General features: G+C 71.0%; 9 protein-coding genes and 1 pseudogene. 2 read left to right on the top strand and 8 right to left on the bottom strand.

All coding sequences use genetic code 11. From position 1 onward, the window contains the following. Position 1: 1 nt before the first annotated feature. Positions 2-1813, bottom strand: coding sequence for a gamma-glutamyltransferase (ggt, locus tag ACZ7DE_RS13285; RefSeq protein ID WP_470760517.1), 1812 nt, complete (start codon positions 1811-1813; stop codon positions 2-4). A 143-nt stretch (positions 1814-1956) separates the two neighbouring features. Between ggt and ACZ7DE_RS13280 the strand changes: the two genes are divergently transcribed. Both ACZ7DE_RS13280 and ACZ7DE_RS13275 read left to right on the top strand, forming a co-directional pair. Continuing rightward, positions 1957-2703 (top strand): hypothetical protein, encoded by a 747-nt coding sequence (locus ACZ7DE_RS13280; protein ID WP_470760516.1) that lies wholly within the window; start codon positions 1957-1959, stop codon positions 2701-2703. Between the two features lie 80 nt (positions 2704-2783). Next, positions 2784-4352, top strand: a complete 1569-nt coding sequence (locus ACZ7DE_RS13275) for an alpha/beta fold hydrolase (protein WP_470760515.1) — start codon at positions 2784-2786, stop codon at positions 4350-4352. 48 nt (positions 4353-4400) lie between these two features. Here ACZ7DE_RS13275 and ACZ7DE_RS13270 read toward each other — a convergent pair whose 3' ends face one another. The 7 genes and pseudogenes from ACZ7DE_RS13270 to ACZ7DE_RS13240 all read right to left on the bottom strand — a co-directional run bounded on the left by ACZ7DE_RS13270 (position 4401) and on the right by ACZ7DE_RS13240 (position 11721). Next, a complete protein-coding gene (locus ACZ7DE_RS13270) occupies positions 4401-5144 on the bottom strand; it encodes an amino acid ABC transporter ATP-binding protein (protein WP_470760514.1) in 744 nt (247 codons plus the stop codon). Between the two features lie 115 nt (positions 5145-5259). Beyond that, entirely contained in the window at positions 5260-5682 is a 423-nt protein-coding gene (locus ACZ7DE_RS13265) for a DUF6278 family protein (protein WP_470760513.1), read from the bottom strand. A gap of 382 nt (positions 5683-6064) precedes the next feature. After that, positions 6065-6844: an exodeoxyribonuclease III gene (locus ACZ7DE_RS13260; protein WP_470760512.1), complete on the bottom strand. Its 780-nt coding sequence runs from the start codon at positions 6842-6844 to the stop codon at positions 6065-6067. Positions 6845-6874: 30 nt separating this feature from the next. Beyond that, positions 6875-7510: an MBL fold metallo-hydrolase gene (locus ACZ7DE_RS13255; RefSeq protein ID WP_470760511.1), complete on the bottom strand. Its 636-nt coding sequence runs from the start codon at positions 7508-7510 to the stop codon at positions 6875-6877. 37 nt (positions 7511-7547) lie between these two features. Then, the gene (pcaDC, locus tag ACZ7DE_RS13250) at positions 7548-8888 is read right to left on the bottom strand and encodes a bifunctional 3-oxoadipate enol-lactonase/4-carboxymuconolactone decarboxylase PcaDC (RefSeq protein ID WP_470760509.1); all 1341 of its coding nucleotides are present in this window, start codon (positions 8886-8888) and stop codon (positions 7548-7550) included. 32 nt (positions 8889-8920) lie between these two features. Further along, a pseudogene (locus ACZ7DE_RS13245) lies at positions 8921-9129 on the bottom strand (IS110 family transposase); the annotation flags it as partial. A 1281-nt stretch (positions 9130-10410) separates the two neighbouring features. Next, positions 10411-11721 (bottom strand): diacylglycerol/lipid kinase family protein, encoded by a 1311-nt coding sequence (locus ACZ7DE_RS13240; protein WP_470760508.1) that lies wholly within the window; start codon positions 11719-11721, stop codon positions 10411-10413. Positions 11722-12220 lie beyond the last annotated feature (499 nt).

Raw genomic sequence — 12220 nt, 5'->3', positions numbered from 1 at the left:
CCTACGGCGCCGGGCGGACCACCTGCGCCGAGCCGCCACCGCGCCGTACGGTCTCGGCGGCGGCCAGCCACTTGCCGTTCGGCAGCCGCTGCACGCCCGTCGCCGCGCCGATCTCGGGGTTCAGCTTGAAGGAGTGCCCGATGGCCTCCAGGCGGGCCCGCAGGCCGGTGGGGCTGGTGTCGTTGTACAGCGCGGGCTCCAGCTCCGTCTGGGCGGCGTTGCGCTGGCTGGCGCGCGGCGCGGCGATCGCGTCGACGAGCGGCAGCCCGCGGTCGAGGAACTCGGTCAGGGTCTGCAGCACAGTGGTGATGATGGTCGCGCCGCCGGGCGAGCCCAGCGCCACCACCGGCTTGTCGTGCCGGTCGAGGACGATCGTCGGCGAGATCGACGAGCGCGGCCGCTTTCCGGGGCCGGGCAGATTCGGGTCGTGGACGGCCGGGTTGGCGGGGGCGAAGGAGAAGTCCGTCAGCTCGTTGTTCAGGATGAAGCCGCGGCCCGGGACGGTGATGCCGCTGCCGCCGGTCTGCTCGATGGTGAGCGTGTAGGCGACGACGTTGCCCCACTTGTCGGCGACGGTCAGGTGCGTGGTGTTCTCGCCCTCGTACGTCGTCGGCGCGGCCGTCCCGCCGGTGTTGCAGGCGGCCGGGTGGCGCGGGTCGCCGGGCGCCACGGGGCTGGTGAGGACCGCGTCGTCCTTGATGAGGCACGCCCGCGAGTCGGCGTACCTCTGCGACAGGAGCTGCTGGGTGGGGACGTCCTCGAAGGCGGGGTCGCCGACCCAGCGCCCCCGGTCCGCGAACGCGATCCGGCTCGCCTCGATGAAGTGGTGCAGGTACTGCGTCTCGCTCGCCTTCGCGAGGTTCGTCCGCTCGAGGATGTTGAGGGCCTCGCCGACCGTGGTGCCGCCCGACGAGGAGGGAGCGATGGAGTAGACGCCCAGTCCGCGGTACGAGGTCCTGGTGGGCGCCTGGAGCTTGGCGCGGTAGGCCGCGAGGTCCTTGGCGGACAGCTCGCCGGGCCGGGCCTTCCAGCCCGAAGCCGGGTCCACGGGCGGGTGGTTCACCGTGGAGACGATGTCCTCGCCGAGGTCGCCGCGGTAGATCGCGTCGACGCCCTTCTTCCCCAACTCCTTGTAGGTGCGCGCGAGATCGGGGTTCTTGAACGTCGATCCGACGACGGGGAGCCGGCCGCCGGGCAGGAACAGCTCGGCCGTGTCGGGGAAGTAGCGGAAGCGGGTCTCGTTGGCGGCGGTCTGGGAGCGGAAGGTCTCGTCGACGGTGAAGCCGTCGCGGGCGATGCGCTCGGCGGGCCGGAGGACCGTGTCGAGCCGTTCGCTGCCCCACTTCCTCAGGGCGGTCGCCCAGGTGGCGGGCGTGCCCGGGGTGCCGACGCTCAGGCCGCTGCTGACGGCGTCGGCGAAGGCGAGCGGCTTGCCGTTCTCCAGGAAGAGTCCGGAGTCGGCGCTGAGCGGGGCGGTTTCGCGGCCGTCGATGGTGTGCACCGTGCGGGAGCGGGCGTCGTAGTAGACGAAGTAGCCGCCCCCTCCGATGCCGGAGGAGTAGGGCTCGGTGACGCCGAGGGCGGCGGCGGTGGCGACGGCCGCGTCGACGGCGTTGCCGCCCTTCTTCAGCACCTCGATGCCGGCGGCCGAGGCGTCCGCGTCGACACTGGCGACGGCGCCGCCGTAGCCGACGGCGACCGGGGATTTCTCGACAGCCGTTCGCTGGGCGGCGGGTGGCGCGGCCGCCCCCACCGTGACCACGGCGGCCGAGACCGCCAGGACCGACAGTTTCCGCGCGACAGGGCGACGCATCCGTACCTCCAGTCCAGGACCGTCCGCGCAGCGTAACCAGATTCGGGTGGCCCCGACAGCATCCTTGCGGGCACTGTCATACGACTGCCACACCTCGAACACGGGTACGCCTCAGGGGCGCCCGCCCGCTACCATGCGCGCCCATGAACGACGACCTGCGCAACATCGTCCTGGGTGTGATCGCTGCGGGCATCAGCGCCACGCTCGGCTGGGCGGCCCGGACCTATCTGTGGCGCCGGAAACTCCGGCGCAAGCAGGCGTTCTTCGGGCTGCCCGTGAACTCGGAGTGCCTGCTCGTCGTCAACCGCGACGCGGGCAGCGCCGACCTCGCCGTGCACCGGCACGACGTGTTCGCGCTCCTGGAGCTCGCCGCGCTCGTCAAGGACTGCGGGGCGGGCGCCGAGGTGGTCACCCAGGACGCGGCCCGGCAGGGTTTCGGAGAGCGAACGGAGTTCTGCGTCGGCGGTCCGGGTTCCAACCGGCGCATGGCGGCCCACCTCCAGGCCATGCTGCCGGGGGTGCGCGTCAACACCGACCGGGAACCGGGGCCGGACCGGCTGGAGTTCCAGATCGGCGGCGAGCACTACCGCATGGACCCGGGCGTCACCGAGTACGTCCTGCTGGCCCGCCTCACCGCCGGCCAACGACGCGGTGGGCGGCCGGTGTTCCTGTTCTGCGGCCAGCGCGCGATCAACAACCAGGCCGCCACCCGCTATCTGGTGCGCAATCACGAGCGTCTGGCCCGCAAGCACGGCAACGGTTCCTTCGTCCTGTTGCTGAAGGTGATCAACTCCCAGGCGTACGGCCCCGATGTGGTCGAGCTGGTCGACGACGTGACACGGGCGGCCCAAGCGCCCCTGCCGGCCACAACAATCGTTACTCCCACGTAACTTACCGGTGGGTTACCTGCGGTTCGCCCTTCCGGTTACCGTCGGGTCACTTTGCAGCGCGGCAAGTTGAGGAGTGAACCGTGGGACAGCACCGCAGGGCTCTGCGCACGACCGCCGCGGGCGCCGTCTCCGCCTCCCTGATCGCCGGTGGCGTCCTCGGCCTGGCGCCCGCGGCCCACGCCGCCGCGAACAGCGTGCGCTTCGTCGACATCGCCGGGGACGACGGCACCGTCCTCAAGGCGAACGTCGTCACACCGGCCGCGGTCGGCGGCGCGCGCCGCTACCCGCTGATCGTGCTGCCGACGAGCTGGGGCTTCCCCCAGGTCGAGTACCTCGCCCAGGCTCAACGGCTCGCCGACTCCGGTTACGTCGTGCTCAGTTACAACGTGCGGGGCTTCTGGCAGTCCGGCGGGGAGATCGACGTGGCGGGCCCGCACGACGTGGCCGACGCCTCCAGGGTCCTCGACTGGGCGCTCGCCAACACCCCCGCCGACTCCCGGCACATCGGCATGGCAGGCGTCTCCTACGGCGCCGGGATCAGTCTCCTGGCGGCCGCCCACGACCCCCGGGTGAAGGCCGTCGCCTCGCTCAGCGGCTGGGGCGACCTGATCGACTCGATCTACTCGGGCCGCACCCAGCACGTCCAGGCCGCCGCCGTGCTCGACACCGTCGGCACGGTCGCCGGCCGGCAGAGCGCGGAGTCGCGGGAGGTCTTCTCGGCCTTCTACGCAGCCGACCTGTCCAAGGAGAAGGACCTCGTGGCCTGGGGGAAGAAACGTTCCCCCGCGACGTACGCGGAACAGCTCAACCGAAACGGCGCGGCGGTGCTGCTCGCCGGCTCCTGGGGGGACACGATCTTCCCGCCCCAGCAGTCCGCCGCCTTCTACGAACAGCTCACCGGCCCCAAGCGGCTGGAGTTCCGTCCCGGCGACCACGCGACGGCGGAGATCACCGGCCTGCTGGGGCTGCCCAACGACGTGTGGACGGACACCGAGCGCTGGTTCGACCACTATCTCAAGGGCGAGGACAACGGCGTCGACCGCGAGCAGCCGGTCCGCCTCAAGTCCCGTACCGGGGGCGGCTACGAGGGCTCCCCGGACTGGAAGTCGGTGGCCGCGACGCGCAAGAAGCTGGCGCTCGCCGGCACCACCACGATCCACACGAACGTGGACTCCGGCGCGGACGGCGGGATCGTCTTCCTCTCCAGCATCCTCGACCAGGTCGCCCGGCTGCCCCCCGTCGCCTCGATCCCCCTGCTCCCCCGGCGCTGGGCCGCCGTGTGGCAGTCGGAGAAGTACGCCACACCCCAACGGGTGCGCGGCACCGCGAAGTTGCACACCACGCTCACCCCGACCAAGGAGAGCGGCACCTTCGTCGCGTACCTGTACGACGTGGGGCCGCTCGGCCTCGGCAAGCTGGTCGACAACGCGCCGTACACCTTCCACGGGCGTACGCCGGGCAAGCCGTTCGGCCTCGACCTGGAGCTGTTCTCCACGGCCTACGACGTCCCGGCGGGGCATCGGCTCGCCCTGGTCGTCGACACGGTCGACCCGCTCTACATGGAGCACAACCCGTCCGGCGCGCGGCTGACCTTCTCCTCGCCGGCGGACGACCCGTCATACGTGTCGGTCCCGCTGCGCGAGCAGTGATCTCCGGCCGCTGCCGGGGCGGGTGGGCTCGGTGTCCGTCGCCGTCGCTCAGTGCTTGAGGATCTTGGAGAGGAAGTCCTTGGCACGGTCGCTGCTCGGGGCGGTGAAGAACTCCTCGGGGGTGCGGTCCTCGACGATGCGGCCGTCGGCCATGAAGACCACACGGTTGGCGGCGGAGCGCGCGAAGCCCATCTCGTGCGTGACGACGACCATGGTCATGCCGTCCCTGGCCAGTTGCCGCATCACCTCGAGGACCTCGTTGATCATCTCGGGGTCGAGGGCGGAGGTGGGCTCGTCGAACAGGAGCGCCTTGGGGTCCATGGCGAGGGCGCGGGCGATGGCCACGCGCTGCTGCTGACCTCCGGAGAGCTGCGCAGGGAACTTGTCGGCCTGGTCCGAGAGGCCCACCCGTTCGAGCAGCTCGCGGGAGCGCCGGTCGGCGTCGTCCTTCTTGCGCTTGCGTACCTTCACCTGGCCCAGCGAGATGTTCTGCAACACCGTCTTGTGGGCGAACAGGTTGAAGGACTGGAAGACCATGCCGACCTCGGAACGCAGTCGCGCCAGGCCCTTGCCCTCCTCCGGCAGCGGCTGCCCGTCGAGCATGATCGACCCGGACTGGATGGGCTCCAGCCGGTTGATGGCGCGGCACAGTGTCGACTTCCCCGACCCCGAAGGGCCGATCACGACGACCACCTCCCCCCGGCCGACGGTGAGGTTGACGTCCTGCAGAACATGCAGCTCCCCGAAGTACTTGTTGACGTCCCGCAGCTCGATCAGCGGATCGACGGCCATGCGCAGCCCTACTCACTCTCAGCTGTGTCGTGGTTGCCGCAAACTATCCACATAAAGCTGAGGTTAAGAAGCGACACGCACTTTTCGATCATTAGCCGTATTTACCTCCCTCACCTCAGTTCTCGGCGACCTCCGCGTACAGCTGGGACAGTTCGGGGGTTCCGCATGCGGCCCACTCGATCCCGGCCGCGACCACGTCGACCTCACGGCCGGACACCAGCCGGACCACCGCCTCCCCGCCGGGCCTGATCGCCCAGGCGGCGCCGGGCACCGTGCGCACGACGACCGTCCCCAGATAGAGCCCGGCGTCGTGGCCGAACCAGGGCAGGGTCTCCTCGTCGTCGCGCCAGCGCGGGGGGAGCTGGTCCAGTGCCTCCAACGAGGCGACGGTGTCGTCGAGCCCGATCCCCTCCCGGGCGGCGTGGGAGCGCAACAACTCGCATTCGGAGAGGAGTTCGGCGATCCCCTCAGGATCCTCGGCGGCCAGCACCGCCACTCGGTGCTTCTTGCTCCTGTTGCCCAGGAAAGGGATGTTCATAAGCCCAGCGTGACACTCGCCCCGGCATGCGCACCACAGGCGCGCTGGCACGTGCTCAGGGTCGGATTCCGGCCCCGGCACGCAGGGCGCGTCGTGCGGCCGACCCCGGCGCTTTGGCCGTCGCGGGGCGCGGCGGGGCGTCGCCGTCGGCGGGGGACCGGCCCGCCGTCCGGCGCGGGAACCCGCTCGCGGCGGCTGGACGCCCGGCCGTGCGCGGACCGTGCCGCAGGCGGGCGACGGCGCCGTGGCAGGCGACGCCGCTGGCGGCCGCCTCACGGGACGGCGGGCCGTGCGGAACACGGGCACCGACCGCCGCGGGGCCGGAAGGCGCGGAGCCGGGATGCCGAGAGGCGCGGGGCCGGGGCGCCGGGGGCGCGGTCGGTCACACGTCCAGGTCGACCACGACCGGCGCGTGGTCCGAGGCGCCCTTGCCCTTGCGCTCCTCGCGGTCCACGTACGCGTCCTCGACCGCCTTCGCGAAGGGCTCGTTGCCGTACACCAGGTCGATGCGCATACCGCGGTTCTTGGGGAAGCAGAGCTGGCGGTAGTCCCAGTAGGTGAAGGGGTGCTCGTACTTCAGGGGGCGCGGCACGACGTCCGACAGGCCGGCCTCGCGCAGGGACGCCAGGGCGGCGCGCTCGGCCGGGGTCACGTGTGTGAGGCCCTCGAAGGCCGCCACGTCGTAGACGTCGTCGTCGGTCGGGGCGACGTTGTAGTCGCCCAGCACCGCGAAGGGGCGGCTGCCCGCCGCGTCCCCTGCGACGGCGGCCTTGAGGGCCTCGAACCACTGGAGCTTGTAGGCGTAGTGCGGGTGGTCGATCTCGCGGCCGTTGGGCACGTACACCGACCAGACGCGGACCGGACCGCAGGTCGCCGAGATGGCGCGGGGCTCCGGCGCCCCGTCGAAGCCGGGGTCGCCGGGCAGGCCCTTGACGACGTCCTCGATGCCCACGCGGGAGATCACCGCCACGCCGTTCCACCGGCCCGTGGCGTGCACCGCGGCCTCGTAACCCAGTTCGCGCAACTGGTCGAGCGGGAACTGGGCCTCGGCGACCTTGGCCTCCTGGAGGCACAGCACGTCGGTGCCGCTGCTCTCCAGCCAGGCCAGGAGCCTCGGCAGGCGGGCGGTGATCGAGTTCACGTTCCAGGTCGCGATGCGCATGCCTCACAACCTACCGGGACCCACCGACACTCACAGGGCCGTGCTCTCCCCCGGCGCCAGCCGCAGGTGCTCCGCGCCGCCGAGGGCGCCGATCTGGTTGTCGTAGATGGGGCGGGCGAGGTCGGTGAGCAGGGCGTCGTGGATGTCGTAGGCGCGCTGCGGACCGACCTCGCGGACGTAGTCGATGACCTCTGAGATCTTGCTCCAGGGGGCCATCACCGGCAGCATCAGCGTCTCGACGGCCCGGTCGGGGACGGTGAGCGCGTCGCCGGGGTGGAAGACGCGGCCGCCGTCGATCAGATAGCCGACGTTGGTGATGCGCGGGATGTCCGGGTGGATGACGGCGTGCAGCTCGCCGTGGACCTGCACGTCGAACCCCGCGGCGGTGAACGTGTCGCCGTGTCCGACGGTGTGCACCCGGCCCGGGAAGGCGGCGGAGATCTTCTCCGCGACGGACCTCAGCGTCCAGATCTCGAGGGCGGGGTCGGCCTCCAGGGCCGCCCGCAGCCGCTTCTCGTCGAAGTGGTCGGGGTGCTCGTGGGTGACCAGGATCGCGTCGGCGCCGACGGCCGCGTCCTGCTCGCTGAATCCGCCCGGGTCGAGAACGAGCGTGCGCCCGTCCTTCTCGAGACGGACGCAGGCGTGCGACTTCTTCGTGAGCTTCATGGCTCCATCCTGCCTCCACGGCGGCCGCGGCGGGCGCTCACTCGGTCGGGGTGGTCTCCTCCCGGATGACCTGCTGCGCCACCCGGAACGCGCTGTTGGCCGCGGGCACGCCGCAGTAGACGGCCGCCTGGAGCAGCACTTCCTTGATCTCGTCCGGGGTGAGACCGTTGCGCAGCGCGGCGCGTGTGTGGAAGGCCAGCTCCTCCAGGTGGCCGCCGGCGACCAGCGCGGTGAGCGTGACGCAGGAGCGGGAGCGCCGGTCGAGGCCGGGGCGGTCCCAGATCTCGCCCCAGGCGTAGCGGGTGACGAACTCCTGGAAGTCCCCCGAGAAGTCGTCGGCCTGCGACAGCGCCCGGTCGACATGGGCGTCGCCGAGGACTTCGCGACGCACCTTCAGACCGGCGTCGTAGGGGTCGGGGCGGCCCATGACCTGCGACGGCGCGAGGACGGGGGCCGGCGCGATCTCCGCGATGGCCAGGGCCTGCGGGGACTGCTGGGGCTGGGGCTGGGGCTGCTGCGGCTGCGGGGGCACGCTCGGCACCGCTCTGACGGGGATGCCCGGGACCGCCGTCTGTCCGGTGCCGGTGTCGTAGGCGGGCTGCCAGGCGGTGGAGAAGTGCCGGACCAGCAGGTCGGTGACGGCCGCGGGCTGCTCCACCGGGACCAGGTGCGAGGCGCCGGGAACGACGGCCAGGCGGGCGTCCGGGATGCCCGCGACCAGCGTGCGCGCCTCGGCGGGGCCGGTGACCTGGTCGTCGGAGCCCACCAGGACCAGCGTCGGCACGCCGATCAGACCGATCTCGGCCCGTACGTCGAAAGCCGCCAGCGCCTCGCAGGCCGCGATGTAGCAGCCGGGGTCGGTGGTGCGCACCATCTGCACGGCCCACTCGGTGATCGCGGGCTGCGCGGCGGCGAAGCCGCTGGTGAACCAGCGGTCGGGCGAGGTGCGGGCGATGGGGTCCAGGCCGTTGGTGCGGACGATCACCCCACGCTGGCGGAACTCGTCGGCCGTGCCGAACCGCGGCGAGGCCGCGATCAGCGCGAGGGAGGCGACCCGCTCGGGGTGCCGCAGGGCCAGTTCCACGCCGACCGCGCCGCCGAACGCGCAGCCCGCGTACCCGAAGCGCTGCACCCCGAGCCCGTCGAGGGTGGCGAGCAGCCGCGCGGCGACGTCGGCGATCGACCCGGCCGGGTAGGCCGGGGCGCCCCCGTGGCCCGGCAGGTCGAACCGCAACACCCGCCACTGCTGGGCAAGTTCGGGAACCTGGCGGTCCCACATGTGCCATGTGGTACCCAGGGAGGGCCCCAGGATCAGGACCGGGGCGTCTTCTGGCCCGTCGAAGCGGTATTGCAGGGTGTTCGGTGGTGTCGCGCTCACCCGTCTGAGCCTCTCATCTGTCACAACAGCCCCTATGAGCAGGGTCCTGGCCTGAGCTGTCCTACCAGGTGGAAGACCTCCCGGGCAGCGTAGCGCTTGAGGCGACGGACGATTTCACGTCGGGTCTTGCCTCCTTGATGCGGCGCTCATAGTAGTCCTGGGTGCGCGGGTCGCCCCTCAGACGGGTGAACACGATGCGATGCAGCGCGGCATTGGCCTGACGGTCGCCACCACGATTGATGCAGATCCCGGTATCCCGCCGCAGTGGCCGGGAACTCGCCGGTGGCCGGCACCGTCCCCGTCTCGGAGAGCACCGCAGCCACATGCGCATCCCGGTGCGTGTCCACTCCCCACACCACCTCCCCCACAGGGCGACGACGGGCCCGCGGAGCAGGCGCCGTACTCGACATGACCGAACTGGACATGCCCGTTCCCCCTTCCGGTCCGATGACGCATCGCGTTGCCGGTACCGGGCCGCGTCGGGCGGTCGGACTCGTGAGGACGCCACAACGAGCGGCAGGCCCCTGTCGGGGCACACCCCGCCGGCCCGGTACCGACAACGCGCCATCCCCGGCCAACGGCCGACACTGTGACACCAGGACACTTCGGTCGGAGAAATCATGAGTCAGACGCCCAGGCCCGGGACAGCACCCGCCCATCCTCCCGCCCCTCACACCACACGGGGCCTCCGCGTTCGAACCCGACCGCTAAGCGCGACCACTCGACAACTGACGTTCCCTGACGACAGGAAGTGTTCGCACCGACACCCGACACACTCACCGGTCTCGATGGCCAGGTGGTCGGCGACGGCACAGGCCAGAGTCTCGCGGTAGAGGTCCCGTCCCAATGCCCGACTGAGGTGCGGCCAACGACTCCTGATCGATCGTGTCCGGGCCGGTCGCCCCGTCGCGCACGTTGCGGCCGTGTCCGGAATGGGAGGTTGTGGCGCCGCGTAGTGCGGAACCATGCCCGACATCCCCCTGGCCGGAGTGGCGCTGCGAAGGTTGGTGACGGTCGTCGACCAGACGGCGGAGTTGGCGACAGAGCTCGCGTCCGCCCTTCGGAACCGACCGATTGACGCCCCGACCCGCACGGCGCCGACACCGCTCGGCGTCGATGCACTGGCATTCGAGCCTGCGGAGTTCGAGGCCGTGGCCCGCCATCTGGAACCGCTGGACCGGCTGATCGCGTCCGTCCCACCGAGTGCCGACGGGATGCGGTGGTGCTACCTGGACGAAGCCGTCCTGTTCCGCTGCGAGAGGCAAGTGCCGACGTCGTTCGACGAGTTCACCACACGCCTCGACATCAGCAAGGTCATGGGTCTGCCAGCGGCCATCTGGCGGGCTGTACGGATGTCCGAGCCCGCGATGAGGCCGGAAGGCCGATTCGCCGGCTCGAGCGGAGCATCAACCGGGCACAGCCCGCCCACCTCGCGCTGTGCGGCGCCGACCTACTCGACGTCTGCAAGCCGGAGACCATCGACTACGGCCCGGACGAGCAGCTGCTGCGAGACAACGGCTCCTCAACTCAGTGCCAGCTTTCGCAGTTGCCGCCAGTCCATGGGGGACTTCGCCAGGGGCACGCCAGGCCGGTGGCGTGGTACGCGTACGCGCAGAGCCCGGGGGTGGATCGTGCACTGTACGGGCGTCGGCAGGGTCAGTGCCTCACCGTCGACCCCGGCCTCGATCTCGGGCTCGTCCGCATCGATGACGACCTCCTGAGCGGTCAGGCTGGTGAGGCCGGGCGCGTGCTTCTCAGCGAGCAACTCGGCTGCCTGCGCGGCGTTGTCGACGTTGACGCCCAGGACGCCGAGGGCGCCTGAATCCAGGACCTCACGGCGTCCGAGGCCGACGAGGTCGTCCATCCGGTAGGGGTTGTTGCTGACGAGCACGGCCTGGGGTCCGTCGATGGCCGTGCCAGCGGTATGGACGGTCAGCCGGGGACCGCGTCGGTGGGTCAGCAGGTCGGGAAGCGTCTCGAGGATGGTGCGGACCTTGTCGTCGCGGTAGGCGGGACTTTGCACGACCGCTGCGTAGGTGCCGAAGGACGCGTTGTTCACAAAGGCTCGCTCACCGATGAAACCGAGGTCGATGCGGAGTTCGACGCCGTCGGTGAGAGCATCCAGACAGGTCGACGGGTCCTCCCGGTCCAGGCCGAGGTCGAGGGCGAGGTGATTGCGGGTTCCCGCCGAGATCACCATGAAGGGAATGCCGTGCCTGGCGGCGACTCCGGCGACCAGGGCTTGCGTGCCGTCACCACCTGCGACTCCGAGCAGGTCGGCACCGTCTTCGACCGCCTTGTCGGCGAGCGCGACCACATCCTGCTGATGGGCTGTGTCCAGCAGGAGGACGTCGGCGTCGAGCGCCTCGGCCTTCTCCTTGAGCTGGAACTTCCCCACCTTCCCCCCGCCTGATCGCGGATTCATGATGAGGAAGGGGCGCTCGGGAGGAGCAGTCCGCAGCTCCGGGGGCCCGGCCGGCTCCCTGTCCCTGCTGAGTGCCGCTCTGCCGACGAGGACCGCGACGGCCCACAGGGCAACGGAAACGAGGACGACCCACAGCAGCTCCACCCACGCATAGAGCGCCAGCACCGCAAGCGGGGCGACGGCGGCCAGGGTGAAGGCGAGCAGCCTGCGGATTCCCCGCTGGGTCAGTGCCCACCACAGGCCCGCTCCTGATATGGCCAACCCGGCCACCCCGGCGCCCAGGAGCGCGAAGCTCTTGAATCCGGCGAACACGAGAAGGATCACCACCGCGGCGAGCCCGGCCACCAGGGCAAGCCGAGCGGACCAACGCTGTACGAGGCGACCGCGTGCCCCGGAGTCCCTGTGCATGGAGCCTCCTGCCGGTCGGGGCACGGCCGACGCGGCTGTGCGGGGCACCGCGTCCAGTGGGCGATCCCAACGATGTCCGAGCGGAGCGGGTCAACGGCGAACCAACCGGTAGCCGAGCCTGTCCCGGGCCCGCGATTCGGGCGTCCGCATCGTTCGCCACCCACGGGAAGCATCTTGGCAGCGGTACCGTCTGCCGACGGCCGCGACCGGGGACGGCTGCGACGAGGCCGGACTCGCTGCGGGCGGTTCCGCGCAAGGGCACCCCGCCACCATGTCCATTGCACCACCCGGCGGTGTACGCCGCATGTTCACGCCACAACCTCAGACCGCGAACGGTAGTGGCCCATGAATGTTGCGCGCCGCCTGTGCTCTCGGGCATCCGCGGGCCGACGGCCCTGTCCGGGGCCTCGAGAAGGGCCCGTACATGGCCTGCCGGAGAGTGGATCGCGTCGGAACCCTTGGGATGGCACGGTCATGGACTGCTCCCCCCCCCCATCGC

It is taken from the genome of Streptomyces sp. NPDC037083 (assembly GCF_055606485.1).
The sequence above is the reverse complement of the archived record's forward strand: the minus strand, read 5'-3'. Positions and strand labels throughout refer to the sequence as shown.